The organism is Streptomyces sp. NPDC048337 (assembly GCF_043201175.1).
In the GTDB taxonomy this organism is placed as follows: domain Bacteria; phylum Actinomycetota; class Actinomycetes; order Streptomycetales; family Streptomycetaceae; genus Streptomyces.
On the sequence record NZ_JBICYR010000011.1, the window covers coordinates 213,363 to 233,486 of the forward strand.

The following is a 20,124-nucleotide window of genomic DNA, read 5'->3' on the forward strand; positions in this document are numbered from 1 at the left end:
TGGAGTTCTACCCGTCCTGCGGCCGTCGGGACAGGCGATTACGGATCGAGGTCCGCGCCGGCCTTCGCGTCGAAGAGCCGCATCGCCTCGGCCGTGACCGGCCCGGGGGCCGTACCGAGCTCGCGCCCGTCGATCCGTACGACCGCCTGGACGTCGCGCAGCGAGGAGGTCAGGAAGACCTCCTCGGCCCGGTCCAGCGCCTCGAAGGGCAGGTCGGTCTCCTTGGCCCCGGACCACTCGACGACGAGGGCACGGGTGATGCCGGCGAGGCAGCCGGACGCCAGGGGCGGCGTGTGCAGCTCCCCGTCGAGGACGACGAAGACGTTGGAGCCGGTGCCCTCGCAGAGCCGGCCGACGGTGTTGGCGAGGAGCGCCTCGGAGGCCCCGGCCCGGTGGGCGGTGGCGAGCGCGACGACGTTCTCGGCGTACGAGGTGGTCTTCAGGCCGGCCACGGCGGAGCGCTCGTTGCGCACCCAGTCCACCGTGACGACGGCGGTGGTGTCGGGGCGGCGCGGGGACTCGGCGACGGCGGCTACCAGGGTGGGCCCGGACTCCCCGCGGTCGGAGCCGAGGGGGGAGACGCCGCCGGTGTAGGTGACGCGCAGCCGCCCGCGCTCCATCGGGTTGGCTTCCAGGACGGAGGCGCAGGCCCGGCGCACCTCGTCGAGGTCGGGGTCGGGCAGGCCGAGGCCGCGGGCCGAGCGGGTCAGCCGGTCCAGGTGGCGGGTGAGGGCGAAGGCCCGGCCGCGTTCCGCCTTGAGCGTCTCGAAGACGCCGTCACCCACGGTCAGCCCGTGGTCGAAGACGGACACCTTCGCGCCGTCGACGTCCCGCAGCGCTCCGTCGAGCCAGATTCTCACCGTACGGTCCCTCCGTTCATCCCGTTCGTCCCCTGGGTGCCGGTCACCTCGGGGGCGGTGCCCGACGCTACCCGCAGCAGGCGGGCGGCCTTCAGCTCGGTCTCCGCCCACTCGCGGTCCGGGTCGGAGCCCCAGGTGATCCCGGCGCCGGTGCCGAAGAGCAGGCGGGGGCCGCCGGGGGCCTCGCGGTCGATCCAGAAGGTGCGGATGCCCACGGCGAGCTCGGCGGTGCCCCGGTCGGCGTCGACCCAGCCGATGCCTCCGCAGTAGGGGCCGCGGGGGGCGGTCTCCAGGGCCTGGATGATGCGCAGGGCGGAGGACTTGGGCGCGCCCGTGACGGAGCCGGGCGGGAAGGTGGCGGCGAGCAGCTCGGGCCAGCCGGCGCCGTCGGCGAGCTCTCCGCTCACGGTGGAGACGAGGTGGACCAGTCCCGGGTGCTCCTCGACGGCGCACAGCTCGGGGACGGTGACGGAGCCGGTGGCGCAGACCCGACCGAGGTCGTTGCGGACGAGGTCCACGATCATCACGTTCTCGGCGTGGTCCTTGGGGAGCAGGTCGGCGACGGTGCGGCCGGTGCCCTTGATGGGGCCGGACTCCACTCGGCGGCCGGTGCGGCGCAGGAACAGCTCCGGGGAGGCGGTGGCGATCTCCACCCCGTGGGCGGGCAGCCGAATCGTTCCTGCATACGGGGCGGGGTTGCCGCGCGCGAGCAGTGCGGTGAGGGCGTCGACGTCGGCGTCGGCCGGGTTGGGGAGCGGCGCGGACAGTACGCGGCAGAGGTTGGCCTGGTAGACCTCGCCGGCGGCGATGTGCTCGCGGATGCGGCGGACGCCGGCGACGTACCCGTCCCGGTCGAGGGAGGAGGTCCACTGGTCGGCGTCGGGGCCGCGCCAGGCGCCGGGGACGGGCGCGGGTACCGGGTCGGGGCGTATGTCCCCGAAGCGCGCGCAGACGAGCCGGCCTTCGAAGTCGGCTGCCACCGCCCAGAAGCCGGTGGAGTCGAGGGCACCAGGATCGCTGGTGACGTCTCGGAGGTCGGTCGCGAGGAGGCCGCCGAAGCGGGCCAGGGGAGGCAGGTCGTGCACGGCTGCGAGTCTATGACCGGTGACGCGGCGGCGCCGATGAGGTGACCGGCGGGTGACCGGTGGTGATCGAGCGGCAGCACGCTGCGGAAACGCGTTTTTGAGCTGGCCCGGGAATCCGCTAGAGTTCAACACGTCGCCAGGGAGCGAAGGGGAAAAACCCCGGAGCGAACACGGTGACCTGCGGACGTAGCTCAGTTGGTAGAGCACCACCTTGCCAAGGTGGATGTCGCGAGTTCGAGTCTCGTCGTCCGCTCGAAGTGGGGGATTTCTTCCCGAGAACCCCCGCAGCTCCATGGTGGAGTGGCCGAGAGGCGAGGCAACGGCCTGCAAAGCCGTCTACACGGGTTCAAATCCCGTCTCCACCTCCAAGGACGATTAGCTCAGCGGGAGAGCGCTTCCCTGACACGGAAGAGGTCACTGGTTCAATCCCAGTATCGTCCACTGATCCGCAAGGATCCCCGCGCGATTAGCTCAGCGGGAGAGCGCTTCCCTGACACGGAAGAGGTCACTGGTTCAATCCCAGTATCGCGCACGCAGTACCACGCACCACACGTTTGACCTGCGGTTTCGCACCGTAGTCCCGCGCGATTAGCTCAGCGGGAGAGCGCTTCCCTGACACGGAAGAGGTCACTGGTTCAATCCCAGTATCGCGCACCGCCCGGAAGCCCCGGCCGTCTCCACGGCCGGGGCTTCCGTCGTCCTCGGGGCCGTCGGCTCAGGAGGAGAAGAGCATCCGGCCGAAGCCGCCGCGGTGGTGGTGTCCGTGGCCGTGCCCGTGGCCGCCGTGGTGCGGGGCGCCCCAGGCGGGGGCGGGGGCCGGGTAGGGCGCCGGGGGCGCGGCGGGCGGGGGCACCTGCCCGTACTGGGCGGTGTACTGGGACTCCAGGCGGGTCAGCGCCTCCAGCTCGCCGTAGTCGAGGAAGATGCCGCGACAGCCGCTGCACTGCTCGATCTGGACACCGTTGCGACGGAGCCCCGCACTCCAAGTCGGCCGGGAGCATGGCTATTCGGGCGCACGCGTCCACCATCAGCCGCTCCACGTCGTCGAGTCGGCGGCCCGCCCCGGCCGCCTTGGCCAGGGCGAGGGCGGCCGTCTGTACGGTGAGCGCGCGGGCGGCGAGGTCGAGTTCCGGCCAGGGGTCGGAGCCGGGCGGACCGGCGGCCGGGCCGCCGGCGGCGCGGTAGGCGTCGAGGAAGCGGAGCCAGTCCTCCGGGGGAGGAGCCCGGCGGCGTACCAGGCGGCCGGGCGGGCGAGGTCCCAGGCGGGCGTGCCGAGGCCGAGGTCGTCCACGTCGATCAGCAGCCAGGGCCCCTCCGGGGCGGGATGCCGGACCAGCTGCCCGAGGTGCAGGTCCCCGTGGCACAGCGCCCCGCCGGGCGGCGCCGCGGCCTCCCCGCGCGCCCAGGCGGGCAGCGTCCGGGCGGCGGCGCGGACCGCGCGGACCCCGCGCGTCCGGCCGGGCGGGTTCCGTGCGTCGTCCCGGATGGCGCGGACGGCAGCGCCTTCGGCGTCACGGGCGGCTACGGCGTCCTCGGGAGCGGTGTCCAACACCCCCGTGAGGCGGCGCAGGGCGCGGGCGACCTTGGCCGGGCCGCGCATCGGCGGGACCGGGCCGGGGAGTCCGTCCAGTGGCGTCCGGTGGAGAGCCGCGAGCAGTCGGCCGGCCGCCTCCCAGGGAGCGTCCTCGGGGCGCTCCGGATCCACGGGAGTCCCGTACGGCCACAGCGAAACGTGGCGCTCCTGGAGGAGGCCGGTGCGCAGCGGGGGCAGCAGGATCCCGGCGAGCGGGGCGGCCCCGGCGATCCGGAGGCGCGCCGCGAGGGCGGGGGCCTCGCTGTCGGGGGCGTGCGCCTTGGCGGCGAGCTCACCGCAGCGCACGACGGTCCCGTCGGGGCGGTCGGCGAGCAGCCCGTAGGCCCCGCCGGTACCGCCGGAGGCCCAGCACGCGAGCCCGTCCGGCGTCACCCGGCGGCCTCCGGGTCGGTGGCGAGGGGGGTGTCGGACCAGCGGAACCAGGCGTCCGCGCCCCCCACGTGCAAGAGGAACTCCGCGACGGGACCGTCGGGTGAGACCAGCGTGAGCTCGCGCTCGATGCGGCCGTAGGCGACGTCGAAGGGCCCCTCGTAGATCTCCCGGGCGAGGAGTCCCTGCACTTCCTCGAACCAGGGCCGGACTTCCTCGAAGGCGGGTTCCGGCACAAGGGTGCCGTACAGCCACGGGAAGTCCCCGCCGGTGACGTGGATGGTGCCGAGCGGGGTGTCCCCACGCGTCAGCCGCCATGGCCGCTGCCTTGTGTCGTCTATGCCGGGAAGGCTACGGGCAGCTCCGCGGAGCGAAAAAGGGTGCTGCCCGTGCGACTCCCCAGTCGCACGGGCAGCACCCTTCACCTGCCGTCCGTCGTCGCTCCCCCGTCCCCACGGGGTTCGACAGGCCGATGTCCCGGCCCGGGCCGCTCTCCCGGGCCTGGGGCGCCGCTCAGCGCCCCAGCATCGTGCCCACGGACGACGCCTGTGCCGCGACCTGCTCGAAGCCTCCGAAGACGAAGAGCAGGAGCGCGGCCAGGGGGAGGACCATCACCGCGGCCACCAGCGGGTGGCGCGTACCGGACTCATGGCCGTTGAACGCGAATGCCTTGCGTCCCTGCCGTGCGATGTCCGCCATGGTCCTCTCCCTGTCGTTTGGCAGCGGCGGGCTTATGACCTCGGGGGACGAGTGCGCCACCCGCCGCTTGTCTTCAACACTAGGCGGGCGGAAGGCCCCTGGCCTCATGCCTTCGTACCCATTGCCGGGCCTCCAGGAGGATGACGGCATCCACCCCGCGTACTCCCCTGGGTGGAGACCGCTCGCCCGTCGTAGGGGTCTTCCCGGAGGGGGTCACCGGAGCGTAGTGACTTCGCTCACTTCCGTCACTCCCTGCTCATGCGTGTCTGCGGGCGGGCTCTCGGCGAGATCGACCCGGGTGCGGGGCGCGCGCGGGCGCACGCGACCGCGCCGGGAGCCCGGCAGCGGCGCCAATCCCCTTGCGTGGAGGCCCGATTGGCGGCCCAGGGCCTACCTCGGCCGGTACCACCCGGCTGGGCTGAGGCTCCCTCAAGTGTGCTGTGCCGCACTGACAATCGAATCTCCCGGCGAGGGCGCGGCCTCTGAGCGCGCATGCCGGATCGTCCGTAAGCTGTGCCACGTCAACAGGACGACCGGTCAGCGGGGTGGACATGGCGATGATGCGGCTCCGGCGCGAGGACCCGCGTGTCGTCGGCTCGTTCAGACTGCACCGACGGCTCGGCGCCGGCGGCATGGGTGTGGTCTACCTGGGATCGGACCGGCGCGGGCAGCGCGTCGCGCTCAAGGTGATCCGGCCCGACCTGGCCGAGGACCAGGAGTTCCGCTCCCGGTTCGCCCGCGAGGTGTCGGCCGCCCGGCGGATCCGCGGGGGGTGCACCGCCCGCCTGGTGGCGGCGGACCTGGAGGCCGAGCGGCCGTGGTTCGCCACGCAGTACGTGCCCGGACCCTCCCTGCACGACAAGGTGGCCGAGGAAGGCCCCCTGACGGCCGCGCAGATCGCCGCGATCGGCGCCGCGCTCTCCGAGGGTCTCGTCGCCGTGCACGAGGCGGGCGTCGTCCACCGCGACCTCAAGCCCTCGAACATCCTCCTCTCCCCCAAGGGCCCGCGGATCATCGACTTCGGGATCGCCTGGGCCACCGGGGCGAGCACCCTCACCCACGTGGGAACGGCCGTCGGCTCCCCCGGGTTCCTCGCGCCCGAACAGGTGCGCGGCGCGGCCGTCACCCCCGCCACCGACGTCTTCGCCCTGGGTGCCACCCTCGCCTACGCGGCGACGGCGGACTCGCCCTTCGGGCACGGCAGTTCCGAGGTCATGCTGTACCGCGTGGTCCACGAGGAGCCGCACCTGCACGGGGTCCCGGACGCGCTCGCACCCCTCGTACGGGCCTGCCTGGCCAAGGACCCCGAGGAGCGGCCCAGCACGCTCCAGCTGTCGATGCGGCTCAAGGAGATCGCGGCCCGAGAGGCGCAGGGACTGCCCGAGGGGCGCCCGCCGGCGCAGCGCGCCCGTACCGAGCGGCCCGCGGGCCGGCCGGCCGAGGACTCCGCCACGTACGCCGACCAGCGCACGGAGCGCCGTCCGACGCGCGGCGACACCACTCCGCGGGCCCAGGGCGGGCCGCCCTCGCGGCCCTCGTCCTCCCGCACCCCGGGCGGGCCGGCCTCCCGGCCGACCGCGGGGCGTACGGGCGGCCGCCCGGCCCCGCGGACGACGGGGACGGGGCGGCGCCCTACGCGGCCGGACCCGAAGCTGATGCGGCAGCGGCTGATCGTGTTCGTCGTGGTGACGCTGATCGTGGCGCTGGGCATCGCGGCGGCCCAGAAGTTCTGACGGGTTGCCGGTTACGGGTTACGCGGTCTCGCGGCCCTGGGCCACGGCGTAGAAGGCGACCGCGGCCGCCGCGCCCACGTTCAGCGAGTCCACGCCGTGCGCCATGGGGATGCGCACCCATTCGTCGGCGGCGACCAGCGCCTGCGTGGACAGCCCGTCGCCCTCGGCGCCGAGCATCAGCGCGACCCGCTCCAGGGACTGGGGCGCCGCCACGTCGATGGGCGAGGCCTTCTGGTGCGGGGTCAGGGCGAGCAGCTTGAATCCGGCCTCGCGGACCGAGTCCAGGCCCTTGGGCCAGGCGTCGAGACGGGCGTAGGGGACGGAGAAGACCGCGCCCATGGAGACCTTCACCGAGCGGCGGTAGAGCGGGTCCGCGCAGTCGGGCGACAGCAGCACCGCGTCCATCCCGAGGGCGGCGGCGCTGCGGAAGATGGCCCCGATGTTGGTGTGGTCGTTGACCGCTTCCATGATGACCACGCGGCGGGTCGTGGCGAGGAGCTCCTCGGCCGTCGGCAGCGGCTTGCGCTGCATGGAGGCGAGGGCGCCACGGTGCACGTGGTAGCCGGTGACGCGCTCGGCGAGCTCGGGGCTGACGGCGTAGACCGGGGCCGGGAGTTCGTCGATGACGTCGCGCATGACGTCGACCCACTTGGCGGAGAGCAGCATCGAGCGCATCTCGTACCCGGCGTCCTTGGCGCGTCTGATGACCTTCTCGCCCTCGGCGATGAAGAGGCCTTCGGCGGGCTCGCGGCGGCGCCGGAGTTCGACGTCGGTCAGGCCCGTGTAGTCGCGCAGGCGCGGGTCGTCGGGGTCCTCGACGGTGATGAGATCAGCCACAGGGTGATACTGCCTTGTCCTGGGTGCGAAGCCAACGGCCTGTCAGGCGCTGGTGGTGGGGGGAGTTCCGTTGACGGTGACGACGTCGCCGATGACGATGACCGCGGGCGGGCGGACCTCCTGGGCGCGGACCGTCTCGCCGACCGTGGCGAGAGTGGCGTCCACGCGGCGCTGGGTGGCGGTGGTGCCCTCCTGGATGACCGCGACGGGGGTGTCGGCGGAGCGGCCGTGGCGCACGAGGGCCTCGGCGATCAGGCCGATCTTGTCGACGCCCATGAGGATCACCAGGGTGCCGGTGAGCTTGGCGAGGGAGGCCCAGTCCACGAGCGAGCGCGGGTCGTCGGGGCCGACGTGGCCGCTGACCACGGTGAACTCGTGGGCCACGCCCCGGTGGGTGACCGGGATGCCGACGGCGCCGGGCACGGAGATGGAGCTGGAGATGCCGGGCACGACGGTGCACGGGATCCCCTCGGCGGCGAGGGCCTGGAGCTCCTCCATGCCGCGGCCGAAGACGTACGGGTCCCCGCCCTTGAGCCGGACGACGGCCTTGCCGGCCTTGGCGTGCTCGATCAGGGCGTTGTTGATGGCCTCCTGGGCCATGAACCGGCCGTACGGGATCTTCGCGGCGTCGATGACCTCGACGTGCGGCGGGAGCTCGTCGAGCAGGTCGCGGGGCCCGAGCCGGTCGGCGATGACGACATCGGCCTCGGCGAGGAGGCGCCGGCCGCGCACGGTGATGAGGTCGGGGTCGCCGGGTCCGCCGCCGACGAGGGAGACGCCGGGGGTGTGGGGACGGGCGGCCGTGAGGCTGCCGTCGCGCAGCCCCTCGACGACCGCGTCGCGGACGGCGGCGGAGCGGCGGGGGTCGTTGCCGCTCAGCACGGCGACGGTGACGCCCTCCACGCGGCCGGTGGCCGGGGTCCAGGCGGTCGCGGCCTCGGCGTCGTCGGCGCGGACGCACCAGACCCGCTCGCGCTCGGCCTCGGCGGAGGCGCGGTCGTTGGCCTCGCGGTCCCGGGTGGCGATGAGCGCGTACCAGGCGCCGGCCAGGTCGCCGTCCTCGTAGCGGCGGCGCTCCCAGCGGATCTCGCCGGTCTCGGCCATGGCGTCCACGGAGGGGGTGGCGGAGGGCGAGACGAGCAGGACGTCGGCCCCGGCCGCGACGAGCGCGGGGAGGCGGCGCTGGGCGACCTGTCCGCCGCCGATGACGACGACGCGGCGGCCGGCGAGTCGGAGACCGACGGGGTACGCGGGGTGTTCGGCCATGGCGGTGCAGCTCCTGATGCGGCGGTCGTTCTGTCTTGCCGCTGCGGCGTTGGAGCGGCGCTGTACTGACGTGCGGTTTCTTGTGCGGGTCCACGATACGGCGCGGCGGGTCCGGGGGCGCGGGTCAGGTCCGGGCCCGCTGCGCGGGGGCTCCTGGGGCGCTGCCCCCGACCCGCTCCTCAAACGCCGGAGGGGCTGGATTTCGGCTGCTGCCGACCGCCGGGCGCGGCTGGATGCCCGTAGGGCAACCGCAGCCCGGCGGGGCGGCCATCCAGCCCCGCCGGCGTTTGAGGCGCCGCCGGAGGCGAACCCGGCCCTTCGGCGTTTGAGGCGCGGGGTCCGGGGCGGGGCCCCCGGAAGGCGGCTCGCGGGGCTACTTCTCCGTCACGCCCGCGGAGTCGAAGGTGGCGACCTCGTGCATCGCGCGGGCCGCGCTCTGGACCAGCGGGAGGGCCAGCAGCGCGCCCGTGCCCTCGCCGAGGCGGAGGTCCAGGTCGACCAGCGGGCGCAGCCCCAGCTTGTTCAGGGCCGCCACGTGACCCGGCTCCGCGCTGCGGTGGCCCGCGATGCACGCGGACAGGGCCTCGGGGGCGATGGCCCGGGCCACCAGGGCGGCCGCGCCCGCGCTCACGCCGTCCAGGATGACCGGCGTACGGAGCGAGGCTCCGCCGAGCAGCAGGCCGACGATCGCCGCGTGCTCCAGGCCGCCGATCGCGGCGAGGACGCCGATCGGGTCCGCCGGGTCCGGCTGGTGGAGTTCCAGGGCGCGGCGGACCACGTCGACCTTGCGGGCGTGGGTCTCGTCGTTGATGCCCGTGCCGCGGCCGGTGACCTCCGCCGGGTCGACCCCGGTGAAGACCGAGATGAGGGCCGCGGACACCGTGGTGTTCGCGATGCCCATCTCGCCCGTGAGCAGGGCCTTGTTGCCCGCCGCGACCAGGTCACGGGCCGTCTCGATGCCGACCTCGATGGCCGCGACCGCTTCCTCGCGCGTCATCGCCGGGCCAGTCGAGAGGTCGGCCGTGCCCGGGCGGACCTTCCGGGGAAGGAGACCTGGGGTGGCGGGCAGGTCGCCCGCGACGCCGACGTCGATCACGCAGACCTCGGCGCCCACCTGGTTGGCGAAGGCGTTGCAGACGGCCCCGCCGCCCAGGAAGTTGGCCACCATCTGGGTGGTGACCTCCTGGGGCCAGGGGGTGACGCCCTGGGCGTGGACCCCGTGGTCGCCCGCGAAGATCGCGACCGCGGCGGGCTCGGGGATCGGCGGCGGGCAGACCCGGGAGAGGCCGCTGAGCTGCGCCGAGATGATTTCGAGCATGCCCAGGGCCCCTGCGGGCTTGGTCATGCGCTTCTGGCGTTCCCACGCCTCGCCCAGCGCCTTCGCGTCGAGCGGGCGGATGCTGGCGACCGTCTCCGAGAGCAGGTCGTGCGGCTCCTCGCCGGGCAGCGCGCGACGTCCGTACGTCTCCTCGTGGACCACCCAGGAGAGCGGACGGCGCTGGGACCAGCCGGCCTGGGCGAGCTCGGGTTCCTCCGGGAACTCGTCCACGTAGCCGACGCACAGGTACGCGACGACCTCCAGGTGTTCCGGCAGGCCGAGCGCGCGGACCATCTCGCGCTCGTCGAAGAAGCTGACCCAGCCGACGCCGAGGCCTTCGGCGCGGGCGGCGAGCCAGAGGTTCTCGACGGCGAGGGCCGAGGAGTACGGGGCCATCTGCGGCTGGGTGTGCCGGCCGAGGGTGTGGCGGCCGCCGCGGGTGGGGTCGGCGGTGACGACGATGTTCACCGGGGTGTCGAGGATGGCCTCGATCTTGAGTTCCTTGAACTGCTTCGCGCGGGCCTTGGGCAGCGAGTTCGCGTAGGCCTCGCGCTGGCGCTGGGCGAGCTCGTGCATCGTCCGGCGGGTCTCGGCGGAGCGGATGACGACGAAGTCCCAGGGCTGGGAGTGTCCGACGCTGGGCGCGGTGTGGGCCGCCTCCAGGACGCGGAGCAGCACCTCGTGCGGGATGGGGTCGGTGCGGAAGCCCTTGCGGATGTCGCGGCGCTCGCGCATGACGCGCAGGACGGCCTCGCGCTCGGCGTCGTCGTAGGCGGGGGCCGGCTCGCCGGCCGGTTCGCCGGCGGCGGGCTCGGCGGATACGGGCTCGGCTTCCGCCGGGGTGGCTTCGGCGTCCGCCGGGGCGGGCTCCGCCGGGGTCCCGTGCTCGGCCGCGACGAGCAGCTCCGCAGGAACGGGCTCTGCCTGTACGGGCTCCTCCTGTACGGGCTCTGCCGGTGCGGCGGCGTCCGGCGCGGCCGGGGTCTCGACGGGCTCGGCGAGCTCTTCCGGAGCGGACGGCTCCGCCGGTACGGCGGCCTCGGGCTCGACCGGGGCGGCGGGCGCGGGGTCGGCGGGCTGCACCACCGTTTCTGCGGGTGCGGCCACGGCGAGCGGCTCGGGGGCGGGCTCCACCGCGGCGGGCTCCACCCGGGCGGCCTCGGCCGCGAGGGGCTCCTGCGCCACGGGCTCGGCGGGCGCGGCCGGCTCGGCGGGCGCGACCGCGACGGGCTCCGGGGCGGCCTCCGCGACCGGGCCGGGGGCCGGCACGGGCTCGGCGACCGGCTGCGACCCGGCGGCCGGGATCGGCCCGCCGACCGGCTCCGGGGTCGCTTCCGGCCCGGCGGCCAGGGCCGGCTCGGCGGCCAGGGCCGGGGCCGCGACGGGCTCGGCCACCGGCTCCGGGGCCGGGACGGCCTCGGCCACCGGCTCGGAGGCGGGGACGGCCTCGGCGGCCGGGGCGGCGGCCGGGACCGGCTCGGCTACCGGGGCGGGGGCCTGCGGCGGCTCCGGCGTCCACGGCGCACCGGCCTGCGGCGGGATCTCGCTCAGCTGCGGTACGGGCGCCGCCACGGCCTCCGCACGCGGGATGTCCAGGTACTCGGGCCCGGTGGTCGGCGGACCCGCCTGGCGGGCCGGCATAGGCGTCGCGGCCGGACCCCGGTCCGCGAGGGACCGTACGACTCCGCCGGTGGCCTCGGGTACGGGCGGGCCCATGTGCAGCGGCCGCCGGACCGGCGCGGCCTGCGCGGCCGGAGCCGCGGGCGGGGGGACGACGAGCCCGCCGAGGTCGAGCGCGCCGGAGTCACGGCCGCCCGTCTCGTGCGCGCCCGCGCCGTAGGAGGGGAACTCGGGGTACGCGGCCGGCTCGGCGTACGCCGCCGGCGCCTCGGGGTACGACGGCTCGGCGCCGTAGGGCGCGTCCGCGTAGGCCGAGGGCTCGACGGGGAAGACGGGGGCCGGGGGAACGACCTGCGGGTCGCTCCAGGAGCCCTGGCCGCTCGGCATGAGCAGCAGCTCCTCGTCCTCCGGCTCGGCCGGGTTGTCCACGAGGTCGTGGAAGGCGTAGCCGGGGGGAAGCGGCGGCGGCATCTGGACCGGGGCGGGCACGCCCTGCTGATCCACCATGCCCGCGTTGTCCGGGTGACCCTCGCCCGGGACCTGGCCGGTGTCAGTCATGCGTACCCCTCGCCCATCGGTGTTGCCTCTTCGATCGCCCGGGCGCCCACAGGGCCCGCCGCGCGGAGTTGCCGTGCGGGGTTGCCGTGCGACGCGTTCGCCTCACGTCCGCCTGCGCGACAACCACTAAGCATTGTCGCGCCCGTTAGCCACCGCGGCGGCCATAACCGCCACGGTCCACTGTGGACTGCGCCACGTCGCGCGTCCCGCGGTGCCGTGATGCCCGAATCGTCCTGGGCAGTACGACGATCGGCCAGCCTACCCCGGCCTTCGGCTCAGCGGGTCACCGGTCGTTCGGCGGCCAGCAGGAACACCACGGAACGGTCCTGTTCGACCCAGGTACGGGTGTCCAGGCCCACGGACTGGAGCAGTGCGCACTCGACGGCGTAACCGTGTTCGGTGAGTACACGGCCGATGGCCTCCGCCTCGTCGCGCGTGGAGGCGTGGCTGACGATCCGTTCGGGGCGGCGGTCGGCGACGGCCGCGACCACGGCCGCTCCCCCGCCGCCGACGCGGACGACGTCGGGCTCGGGCAGGTTCTCCAGTACGTGGGGCGCGCGCCCGGCGACGACCTGGAGCAGTACGCCTCGCTTGCGGGCGGCGGCCGTTACGCGCTCGCAGGCGCGCGGGTCGCTGTCGACGGCGATGACGGCGGCGCCGAGCGCGGCGGCGTCCACGGCGACGCCGCCGGACCCGGCGCCGATGTCCCAGACGAGGTCGCCGGTGCGGGGGCCGAGCCGGGCGAGCTGCGCGGCCCGCAGGTGCGCGGACTCGCCCTCCCCCGCGTCGGCCTGGGGCCGGGCCCAGCCGCGGCCGGCGGGTGCGGCGGACTGGGCGGCGCTCTGGCCGAGCAGCCAGCCCGGGTCGGCGGTGGAGACCTGTCCCCCGCCGCCGATGACGATGACGACGTTGGGGTCGCGCCAGGTGTGGTCGGCGGCCTTGTCGGAGGTGAGGACGCTCACCTGCTCCTTGTCGGTGCCGAGTTCCTCGCAGATGACGAAGGTGCGGTGGACTCCTTCCAGGAGCAGGGCGAGTTCGGCGGGGCCTGCGCCGGGTGAGGTGAGGACGGCGACCTTGGCGTGGGCGCGGCAGACGTTGACGGCGCGGCGCAGGGTGCGCGGGTGGGCGACGACGACCTGGGCGTCGTCCCAGGGCATGCCGGCGCGGGCGAAGGCGGCGGCGACCGAGGAGACGGCCGGGACGACCTCGACCTCAAGGCCGTGCTCCGGGGCGCGCAGGGTGCGTACGACTCCGAAGAAGCCGGGGTCCCCGTCGGCGAAGACGACGGCGGTGCCGCGGTGGCCGGCGATGCGGCGCGCGGCGAGGCCCAGGCTGCCGAGGCGGATGCGTTCGGCGGTGGGCGGGACCTCGGGGAGCGCGAGGTGGTGGGCGGCGCCCGCCACGAGGGTGGCGGCGGAGAGCGCGGACCGGGCGGCCGCGGTCAGGGGCGAGCCGTCCCAGCCGATCACCGTGACCCGGTCGGCCATCGTCGTCAGTCTCCTGGGGTGGGGGCAGGCGAAGGGTTGTGCGGGGGTCCGGAACGGTGAGACTACCTGGTCATCGGGTCAGTTCCAGTCGGCGCCGACGGGGTGGCCGTTCGCGTCGGCCCGTTGTTCGTAGCCGGTGTAGGCGTCGTATCCGTCGTATCCGTCGAAGTTCCCGTAGCCGTCGCCGTCGTCGAGGTCCTCCGGGACGAGGCTCCAGACGATGAGGTCGGTGCGGGTGTCGGTCCAGGTGCCGTCGGCCGTCTGGGTGCGCACTATCCAGGCGTTGCGCAGGACTCCCTCGCTGATGCAGCCGATCTTCTGGGCCACCTGCTGGGAGGCGGTGTTGTCGGCGGCGGTGCGCAGTTCGAGGCGTTCGAAGCCCTGGTCGCGGAAGAGCCATTGGGCGACGGCGAGTACGGACTCGCTGGCGTAGCCCTCGCCGCGGGCCCAGGGGGCGGTGACGTAGCCGACCTCGGTGGCTCTGGTGCGCCAGTTGGTGTTCTGGAGGTGGACGATGCCGACGAGGCGCTGGGTGAGGAACTCGGTGACGGCGAAGACGATGCCGCGGCCCTCGGTGCGTTCGGCGTGGGAGACCTTCGTGGCCCAGGCGGTGGCGTCGGCGTGGGTGTAGGGGTGCGGTACGGAGGTCCAGGCGGTGATGTGCTCGTCGTTCATCATCTCGGTGAGCGCGGTGACGTCCTCCTCCTCGAAGGGGCGCAGCACCAGCCGGTCCGTGCTGATGGTGACGTCCGGGAAGGTGGTAGTCATGCGCAGCTCCATGCCTGAGACCGTGGTGCGGGACCGTTTGTGCGGGTCGTAGGCCACAGCATGCAGCATCGGCCGGGGGAAGTGCAGGGCCGGGTTGCCCGGAAGCGGGCAGAGCTCGGCCCCGTACACCGACAGGGGCGTACGGGGCCGGAGCTCATGGCCGGATGGTTCAGGAGGCCGGGGTGCCGAAGGCCGGAATGACCGAGCCCTGGTACTTCTCCTCGATGAACTTCTTGACGTCGTCGGAGTTCAGGAGCTTGGCGAGCTTCTGGATCCGCGGGTCGTTCTGGTTGCCGTCCTTGACCGCCAGGAAGTTGGCGTACGGGTTGCCCTCGGCCTTCTCCAGGATCAGCGCGTCCTTGGCGGGCTTGAGGTTGGCCTCAAGCGCGTAGTTGCCGTTGATGACGGCGGCGTCCACGTCGTTCAGGGCGCGCGGGACCGTGGCGGCCTCCAGCTCCTTGAACTCCAGGCCCTTCTTGTCGGTGATGTCGGACAGCTTGGCGCTGGTGCCGACACCCTCCTTGAGGGTGATGAGGTTGTTAGCGGCGAGCAGCTGGAGCGCGCGGCCCTCATTGGTGGTGTCGTTGGGGACGGCGATGGTCTGGCCGGCCTTGATGTCGGTGAGGGCCTTGGCCTTCTTGGAGTAGAGGCCGAGGGGCTCCAGGTGCACGTTCACGACGGGCACGATGTGCGTGCCGTTCTTCTTGTTGAAGTCGTCGAGGTACGGCTTGTGCTGGAAGTAGTTGCCGTCGACCTGGCCCTGCTCGGTGGCGGTGTTCGGCAGGACGTAGTCCGTGAACTCCTTGACCTCGAGCCCCAGGCCCTCCTTCGCCGCGAGCTTGTCCTTGACGAAGTTCAGGATGTCGGCGTGGGGGCTCGGGGAGGCCGCGATGACGAGCGGCTTGCTCTCGTCGGTCTTGCCGCCGTCGGCCTTGGTGGAGGACGGGTCCGAGGAGCTGCCGCAGGCGGTGAGGCCGAGGGCGAGCGCGGTGGCCGTGGCGGCGAGGGCGGTGAGCTTGATGTTCTTGCGCACGAAGAGTGCCTTTCTTGCATTTTTCGGGGTGGTGGCCCAAGCACGACAAGTGCGGGCCTTCTGGACGGGGAAGTCCTGTGGGCCCGGCTCAGGCTGTCCGGCCGCGGCGGGCCAGGAGGCGAACCACGCCGTCGCCGACGAGCTGGATCACCGTGACGATGGCGATCAGGACGACGACGGTGGCGACCATGAAGCCGGTCTCGAACCGCTGGAAGCCGTAGGTGATGGCCTTGGAGCCGAGTCCTTCGCCGCCGACGGCGCCGGCCATGGCGGAGTATCCGACCAGGGTGATGACGGTGGTGGTGACGCCGGCGACCAGGGAGGGCAGGGCCTGCGGGAGGAGCACCTTGCCGACGAGGGTGGGGATGCCGCCGCCCATCGACTCGACGGCCTCGATCAGGCCGTGGTCCACCTCGCGGACGGCGGTCTCGACGAGCCGGGCGAAGAAGGGGATGGCGCCGATGGCGAGCGGGACGATCATGGCGGTGGGGCCGATGAAGGTGCCGACGACCGCGGTGGTGACCGGGATCAGGAAGATCAGCAGGATGATGAACGGCAGCGAGCGGCCTATGTTCACGATCACGCCGAGCACCTTGTTGAGCGGCCGGTTCTGCAGGAGGCCGCCCTTGTCGGTGAGGACGAGGAGGATGCCGATGGGCAGCCCGCCGAGCACGGTCACCAGGGTGGACCACAGCACCATGTAGAGGGTGTCGTAGGTGCCCTGGGTGAGCAGGGGCTGCATTTCGGACCAGGTCACTTCGCACCATCCTCGACCAGCGCGGCCAGTTCGTTGTCGATGTCGTCGACGATGTCCACCTGGAGGCCCTGCTCGCGCAGGAAGCCGACGGGCACGACGTTGTCCTCGTAGCGGCCGGGCAGTTCGATGCGCATGCGGCCGATCTGCCGGCCGGCGACGGTGTCCATCGCGGCGCCGAGGATCGAGATGTCGATGTTGTACGTGCGCGCCAGCTGGGAGATGACCGGCTGGGTGGCGGCCTCCCCGTGGAAGGTGACGTCGATGACGGTGCGGTCCGGGCCGGTGGCGGAGCCGCTGACGGGGAAGAGTTCGCCGGCGAGCTCGGAGCCGGGGGTGGCGAGCAGTTCGGCGACGGTGCCGGACTCGATGATCCGGCCCCGCTTCATGAGGGCGGCCGAGTCGCAGACGGACTTGACCACGTCCATCTCGTGCGTGATGAGGAGGACGGTCAGGCCGAGCTGCCGGTTGAGGTCGCGCAGCAGCTGGAGGATGGAGCGGGTGGTCTCGGGGTCCAGGGCGCTGGTGGCCTCGTCGGACAGGAGCACCTTGGGGTCGCCGGCCAGGGCGCGGGCGATGCCCACGCGCTGCTTCTGGCCGCCGGAGAGCTGGGTGGGGTAGGCCTTGGCCTTGTCGGCGAGGCCGACGAGGTCGAGGAGTTCCAGGGCCTTGCGGGAGCGCTCGCGGCCGGAGACGCCGAGGATCTCCAGGGGCAGCTCGATGTTGCCCTGGACGGTGCGCGAGGACAGCAGGTTGAAGTGCTGGAAGACCATGCCGATGTGGCTGCGGGCCTCGCGGAGTTCCTTGCCGGCGCGGCGGCCGCGGCCGGCCAGCGCGGTGAGGTCGACTCCGTCGACGGTCACGGTGCCGGTGGTGGGGCGCTCCAGCAGGTTCACACAGCGGATCAGGGAGGACTTGCCGGCACCGCTCTGGCCGATGACTCCGTAGACCTCGCCCTCGCGGACGTGGAGGTCGACGCCGTCCAGGGCGGTGACCTCGCGGCCACGGGACTGGTAGACCTTCGTGAGGCCCGATGTGGTGATCACAGGATTTCCGTCGCTGTCGAGTGCTCGGCGCAGCGGGTGCCGGGCACGGGGCAAACATCTGGGGACGCGATACGGGTTGAAACCGGGATGAATCATCGGTCTCAGCGCGTGCGCGGGGCAGGAGCGGTCCGGGACAGATGGACAGGCTCGGCCGGTCTCGCTTCGGGGCGCGAGGCTTGCGGAAGGGGCCCTCAGAAGGCGCGCATTCGACACATACAACGAGCACCGGGCGTCATCGTCGCCTCGGTCGCAAGGGTGCGGCTGCTCGTCGTGGTCATGGGCCCCAGTAAAGCAGACGTATCCCTTCACCGATCAATGACGTCCGGATAGCGGACGGAAACCGGCCGCATACCGGACAACACCGGTCGATGTCAGCCGTCCGTCCCGATGGTCAGACCGTCCGCGCTGACCTGCACCGACACGGCCGAGAGGTCCCGTACGACCACGTCCGCGTCGAGTTCGGCGGCGCTGTGCGTTGTGGTCAAGGCCACGGTCCGCATGCCGGCCGCGCGCCCCGCCGCCAGGCCCGCGGGGGCGTCCTCGAAGACGACGCAGCGGGCCGGGTCGACGCCCAGACGGCGCGCGGCGAGCAGGAAGGGCTCCGGGTCGGGCTTGCCGTGGGTGGTGTCGTCGGCGGCGACCATCTCGGGGAAGTCGATGCCGGCCTCGCGCAGCCGCGCCTCGGCGAGCGGGCGGGTCGCGGAGGTGACCACCGCCCAGCGGCCGGCGGGCAGTGCGGACAGCAGGTCCTTGGTGCCGGGCAGCAGGACGACACCGCCCGCCACGTCCTCGACCTCCAGGGCCTCGATCCGGGCGAGGGCCTCGGCCCGCACCCCGGCGGGCAGCAACTCGGCGATGATCTCCGCGGCCGGGCGGCCGTTCAGCTCGACGCGGGCGAAGTCCTCCGCGGGTATCCCGTACTCCTGGGCCCATCGGCTCCAGCAGCGGAACACCGAGTCCATGGAGGAGACGAGCGTTCCGTCGTTGTCGAACAGCAGGGCTTCGGCTCGCAGGTTCATACCGTCCAGCAAAGCGCGGGGCCAGGGGTGCGCGCATCGGGTCTTTCGGCCCGTAATACCCTCGCTGCATGCTCGACGCCCTGACGGTCGCCATCGGCGTGGCCGCACTCGCCCTCGCCGCCTGGTGCGGCCACGCCGCGTGGCGGGACCAGCCGACCAAGGACTGGCACTTCATCGGCATGGCCGTGGTGACCGTACTGGTCCTGGCCCAGCTGGCGATCGGACTGGTCCAGCTCGCCCGCGGCGAGGAGCCGGGGCAGGGCACGGTGCTGTTCGTCTCCTACCTGCTGGGCGCCTTCGCGGCCGTGCCCGCGGCCGGGATGCTCTCGCTGAGCGAGCGGACCAAGTGGGGTTCTGTGACGGTGTCCGCGGGCGCGGTCGTCCTCGCCGTCCTCGAAGTACGGCTCTACGACATCTGGGGAACCACCGGTGCCTGACGCTGACACGGACACGACGACCGCCACTCCCGCCGGGCGCAAGCGGCTGGTCTCCGGGCCCGGGCTGCTGCTGGTGTGGCTGTACGGGGTGATGGTGGTGGGCGCCGTCTCGCGCTCGGCCTTCCAGATCTCCACCGAGTTCGACCGGGCGCCGCTGGCGTATTCGCTGTCCGCCGCGGCCGCCGTGGCCTACGCGTTCATCACGTACTCGCTGGTGCGCGGCGGGGAGACGGCCCGCAAGGCGGCGCTGGCCTGCTGCGCCGTCGAGCTGGCGGGCGTCCTGGCCGTGGGCACGTGGACGCTGGTGCGCCCCGAGTCCTTCCCGGACGCGACCGTGTGGGGGCAGTTCGGGATGGGCTACCTGTTCATCCCGGTGATCCTGCCGATCACCGGGATGATCTGGCTGCGCCGCAGTCGCTAGCGCCGGGCGCTACGCGCTGACGGCGAAATCGGTGGCGTCCTTGGCGTCCTTCTCCAGGATCACCAGCTGGACGCCGTCGGAAGCCGTGCGGCCGCCGACCTTGGTGTAGCCCGCGTTGCGGTAGAGCCGCAGGTTGGACTCGCTCTTGTGCCCGGTGGACAGGCGGAACCGGGTCGTGCCGCCGGCGCCGGCGAGGGCCTCCTCGACGGCGCGCAGCAGGCGCGCGCCGAGGCCGTGGCCCTGGAGGCGCGGGTGCACGCACAGCTTGGCGATCTTTCCGGTGCCGTCCTCGTCGACGCTGCCGCGCACGGTGCCGACGACCTCGTCGCCGAGTCGGGCCACCAGTACGGTGTCCGTCGCCAGCTCCCCCTTGAGGGAGTCCAGGGACTGGGTGAGCGGCTGGATGAGGTAGTTGCCGTACAGCTCGGCCTCGCGCTGGAAGGCCAGGTACTGCAGTTTGAAGATCTGCTCAGCGTCCTCGGCAGCCGCCGCCGAAATGGTCACGCTCATGCCCATGTGCGCATGCCTCCCGCTCACCTGGTAGCCCGTTGGTCTACCGCTCCTTTCCCCACAGGCCAGGAGCCGCAACCTCTGCAGCCAGCATTCTGCGCAGACATCCCAGGCAACGGGAACGGACGGGCCCCAAACTTCCTTGTGAGATACCCAACTCTCCTGCGATTTCACGGTAGGTGAGGTCTCTGGGCGAAAGAAGTGCCTTCATCAGCTCGGGACACCGTCCGGGCAATCGGGCGACCGCCGATCGGAGGGCGCGGGTCTCCTCCCCGTGCAGGAGGGCGTCTTCGGGTGCGCCGCCCGGCTGAGCGGGCGTCACGCCGTAGGGGATCTCGCGGCGCGCGCGGCGCCGGGCTCGGCGCGCCTCGGCGCGCACCGCCCGGCGCAGCCAGCGGGCGCGGCCGGTGGGGTCCGGGTCGCGCGGGCCGCTCTCCAGCAGCCTGACCCATACGGCTTGTTCCAGGTCGGCCGCCTCGACTCCGGTGCCCGGGGCCTCCGCGGCCGCTTCGGCCGAGAGCAGCGGGCCGAGCTTCTCAAAGAGGTCAGCCTTCAGCAGGTCCATGCCGGGCGGGACGAGTGGGGCGGGGGCCGCGGGGGGCCCCCCCCGGCCCCCCCCCCCCCCGCGGGGGGGGCGGGGCCGGGGGGGGGGGGGCGGGGGGCCCGGGGGGGGGGGGCCGCCGCCCCGGCCCCCCCGGCGGGGGGGGGGT

General features: G+C 73.3%; 19 protein-coding genes, 5 tRNA genes and 1 pseudogene. 8 read left to right on the forward strand and 17 right to left on the reverse strand.

The features are described 5' to 3' along the window. Positions 1 to 38 precede the first annotated feature (38 nt). Both ACGFYU_RS20215 and ACGFYU_RS20220 read right to left on the reverse strand, forming a co-directional pair. On the reverse strand, positions 39 to 860 hold the full coding sequence (locus tag ACGFYU_RS20215) for an aminotransferase class IV (protein WP_393828652.1): 822 nt from the start codon (positions 858 to 860) through the stop codon (positions 39 to 41). Further along, complete coding sequence (locus tag ACGFYU_RS20220) at positions 857 to 1,945, reverse strand: chorismate-binding protein (protein WP_393828653.1); 1,089 nt, start codon at positions 1,943 to 1,945, stop codon at positions 857 to 859. The genes ACGFYU_RS20215 and ACGFYU_RS20220 overlap by 4 nt, the downstream gene beginning before the upstream one ends. A 180-nt stretch (positions 1,946 to 2,125) precedes the next feature. Here ACGFYU_RS20220 and ACGFYU_RS20225 point away from each other — a divergent pair. The 5 genes from ACGFYU_RS20225 (at position 2,126) to ACGFYU_RS20245 (ending at position 2,599) form a co-directional block, all read left to right on the forward strand. After that, positions 2,126 to 2,198 (forward strand) — tRNA-Gly (locus tag ACGFYU_RS20225). Between the two features lie 41 nt (positions 2,199 to 2,239). Continuing rightward, a tRNA-Cys gene (locus ACGFYU_RS20230) sits at positions 2,240 to 2,313 on the forward strand. Between the two features lies 1 nt (position 2,314). After that, positions 2,315 to 2,386, forward strand: a tRNA-Val gene (locus ACGFYU_RS20235). Between the two features lie 19 nt (positions 2,387 to 2,405). Then, positions 2,406 to 2,477, forward strand: a tRNA-Val gene (locus ACGFYU_RS20240). 50 nt (positions 2,478 to 2,527) lie between these two features. After that, positions 2,528 to 2,599 (forward strand) — tRNA-Val (locus ACGFYU_RS20245). Positions 2,600 to 2,660: 61 nt separating this feature from the next. On the opposite strand, the gene ACGFYU_RS20250 is transcribed toward ACGFYU_RS20245, so the two are convergent. The 4 genes and pseudogenes from ACGFYU_RS20250 to ACGFYU_RS20265 all read right to left on the reverse strand — a co-directional run bounded on the left by ACGFYU_RS20250 (position 2,661) and on the right by ACGFYU_RS20265 (position 4,607). Further along, positions 2,661 to 2,897 carry a zf-TFIIB domain-containing protein gene (locus ACGFYU_RS20250; protein WP_393828683.1) on the reverse strand — a complete coding sequence of 79 codons (237 nt, stop codon included), beginning with the start codon at positions 2,895 to 2,897 and terminating at the stop codon, positions 2,661 to 2,663. Between the two features lie 28 nt (positions 2,898 to 2,925). Next, a pseudogene (locus ACGFYU_RS20255) lies at positions 2,926 to 3,911 on the reverse strand (phosphotransferase); the annotation flags it as partial. Beyond that, positions 3,908 to 4,144: a hypothetical protein gene (locus tag ACGFYU_RS20260; RefSeq protein WP_393828654.1), complete on the reverse strand. Its 237-nt coding sequence runs from the start codon at positions 4,142 to 4,144 to the stop codon at positions 3,908 to 3,910. The pseudogene ACGFYU_RS20255 and the gene ACGFYU_RS20260, both read right to left, overlap by 4 nt. 277 nt (positions 4,145 to 4,421) lie before the next feature. Further along, entirely contained in the window at positions 4,422 to 4,607 is a 186-nt protein-coding gene (locus tag ACGFYU_RS20265; RefSeq protein WP_393828655.1) for a hypothetical protein, read from the reverse strand. A 551-nt stretch (positions 4,608 to 5,158) separates the two neighbouring features. Between ACGFYU_RS20265 and ACGFYU_RS20270 the strand changes: the two genes are divergently transcribed. Then, a complete protein-coding gene (locus ACGFYU_RS20270; RefSeq protein WP_393828656.1) occupies positions 5,159 to 6,340 on the forward strand; it encodes a protein kinase in 1,182 nt (393 codons plus the stop codon). An 18-nt stretch (positions 6,341 to 6,358) separates the two neighbouring features. Here the strand turns inward: ACGFYU_RS20270 and ACGFYU_RS20275 are convergent, their stop codons facing one another. From ACGFYU_RS20275 to ACGFYU_RS20315, 9 genes are all read right to left on the reverse strand, one after another. Next, positions 6,359 to 7,177 (reverse strand): TrmH family RNA methyltransferase, encoded by an 819-nt coding sequence (locus tag ACGFYU_RS20275; protein ID WP_382647971.1) that lies wholly within the window; start codon positions 7,175 to 7,177, stop codon positions 6,359 to 6,361. 42 nt (positions 7,178 to 7,219) lie between these two features. After that, complete coding sequence (gene cobA, locus ACGFYU_RS20280; RefSeq protein WP_393828657.1) at positions 7,220 to 8,443, reverse strand: uroporphyrinogen-III C-methyltransferase; 1,224 nt, start codon at positions 8,441 to 8,443, stop codon at positions 7,220 to 7,222. Positions 8,444 to 8,816: 373 nt separating this feature from the next. Then, positions 8,817 to 11,939, reverse strand: a complete 3,123-nt coding sequence (gene cobT / locus ACGFYU_RS20285; protein ID WP_393828658.1) for a nicotinate-nucleotide--dimethylbenzimidazole phosphoribosyltransferase — start codon at positions 11,937 to 11,939, stop codon at positions 8,817 to 8,819. 275 nt (positions 11,940 to 12,214) lie between these two features. Beyond that, positions 12,215 to 13,426: a precorrin-6y C5,15-methyltransferase (decarboxylating) subunit CbiE gene (gene cbiE / locus ACGFYU_RS20290; protein WP_393828659.1), complete on the reverse strand. Its 1,212-nt coding sequence runs from the start codon at positions 13,424 to 13,426 to the stop codon at positions 12,215 to 12,217. Between the two features lie 78 nt (positions 13,427 to 13,504). Beyond that, complete coding sequence (locus ACGFYU_RS20295) at positions 13,505 to 14,194, reverse strand: GNAT family N-acetyltransferase (protein WP_393828660.1); 690 nt, start codon at positions 14,192 to 14,194, stop codon at positions 13,505 to 13,507. A 169-nt stretch (positions 14,195 to 14,363) separates the two neighbouring features. Further along, positions 14,364 to 15,227 carry a MetQ/NlpA family ABC transporter substrate-binding protein gene (locus ACGFYU_RS20300; RefSeq protein WP_393828661.1) on the reverse strand — a complete coding sequence of 288 codons (864 nt, stop codon included), beginning with the start codon at positions 15,225 to 15,227 and terminating at the stop codon, positions 14,364 to 14,366. A gap of 88 nt (positions 15,228 to 15,315) precedes the next feature. Continuing rightward, positions 15,316 to 15,984: a methionine ABC transporter permease gene (locus tag ACGFYU_RS20305; RefSeq protein WP_393828662.1), complete on the reverse strand. Its 669-nt coding sequence runs from the start codon at positions 15,982 to 15,984 to the stop codon at positions 15,316 to 15,318. Further along, complete coding sequence (locus ACGFYU_RS20310) at positions 15,981 to 17,027, reverse strand: methionine ABC transporter ATP-binding protein (RefSeq protein ID WP_393828663.1); 1,047 nt, start codon at positions 17,025 to 17,027, stop codon at positions 15,981 to 15,983. The genes ACGFYU_RS20305 and ACGFYU_RS20310 overlap by 4 nt, the downstream gene beginning before the upstream one ends. Positions 17,028 to 17,398: 371 nt before the next feature. Next, a complete protein-coding gene (locus ACGFYU_RS20315) occupies positions 17,399 to 18,046 on the reverse strand; it encodes an HAD-IA family hydrolase (protein WP_393828664.1) in 648 nt (215 codons plus the stop codon). A 68-nt stretch (positions 18,047 to 18,114) separates the two neighbouring features. On the opposite strand from ACGFYU_RS20315, the gene ACGFYU_RS20320 reads away from it, so the two are divergent. Together ACGFYU_RS20320 and ACGFYU_RS20325 are read left to right on the forward strand one after the other, a co-directional pair. Beyond that, entirely contained in the window at positions 18,115 to 18,483 is a 369-nt protein-coding gene (locus ACGFYU_RS20320) for a hypothetical protein (RefSeq protein WP_393828665.1), read from the forward strand. Next, the gene (locus tag ACGFYU_RS20325; protein WP_393828666.1) at positions 18,476 to 18,904 is read left to right on the forward strand and encodes a hypothetical protein; all 429 of its coding nucleotides are present in this window, start codon (positions 18,476 to 18,478) and stop codon (positions 18,902 to 18,904) included. The genes ACGFYU_RS20320 and ACGFYU_RS20325 overlap by 8 nt, the downstream gene beginning before the upstream one ends. A gap of 9 nt (positions 18,905 to 18,913) precedes the next feature. On the opposite strand, the gene ACGFYU_RS20330 is transcribed toward ACGFYU_RS20325, so the two are convergent. Beyond that, complete coding sequence (locus ACGFYU_RS20330; protein ID WP_393828667.1) at positions 18,914 to 19,420, reverse strand: GNAT family N-acetyltransferase; 507 nt, start codon at positions 19,418 to 19,420, stop codon at positions 18,914 to 18,916. Positions 19,421 to 19,457: 37 nt separating this feature from the next. After that, entirely contained in the window at positions 19,458 to 19,979 is a 522-nt protein-coding gene (locus ACGFYU_RS20335; RefSeq protein WP_393828668.1) for a sigma-70 family RNA polymerase sigma factor, read from the reverse strand. Positions 19,980 to 20,124: the final 145 nt, after the last annotated feature.

Coding starts and splice junctions, on each gene's coding strand:
- ACGFYU_RS20265 (WP_393828655.1), bottom strand. CDS start 4,607: ATGGCGGACATCGCACGGCAGGGACGCAAGGCATTCGCGTTCAACGGC.
- ACGFYU_RS20270 (WP_393828656.1), top strand. CDS start 5,159: ATGGCGATGATGCGGCTCCGGCGCGAGGACCCGCGTGTCGTCGGCTCG.
- cobA (WP_393828657.1), bottom strand. CDS start 8,443: ATGGCCGAACACCCCGCGTACCCCGTCGGTCTCCGACTCGCCGGCCGC.
- cobT (WP_393828658.1), bottom strand. CDS start 11,939: ATGACTGACACCGGCCAGGTCCCGGGCGAGGGTCACCCGGACAACGCG.
- cbiE (WP_393828659.1), bottom strand. CDS start 13,426: ATGGCCGACCGGGTCACGGTGATCGGCTGGGACGGCTCGCCCCTGACC.
- ACGFYU_RS20295 (WP_393828660.1), bottom strand. CDS start 14,194: ATGACTACCACCTTCCCGGACGTCACCATCAGCACGGACCGGCTGGTG.
- ACGFYU_RS20315 (WP_393828664.1), bottom strand. CDS start 18,046: ATGAACCTGCGAGCCGAAGCCCTGCTGTTCGACAACGACGGAACGCTC.
- ACGFYU_RS20320 (WP_393828665.1), top strand. CDS start 18,115: ATGCTCGACGCCCTGACGGTCGCCATCGGCGTGGCCGCACTCGCCCTC.
- ACGFYU_RS20330 (WP_393828667.1), bottom strand. CDS start 19,420: ATGGGCATGAGCGTGACCATTTCGGCGGCGGCTGCCGAGGACGCTGAG.
- ACGFYU_RS20335 (WP_393828668.1), bottom strand. CDS start 19,979: ATGGACCTGCTGAAGGCTGACCTCTTTGAGAAGCTCGGCCCGCTGCTC.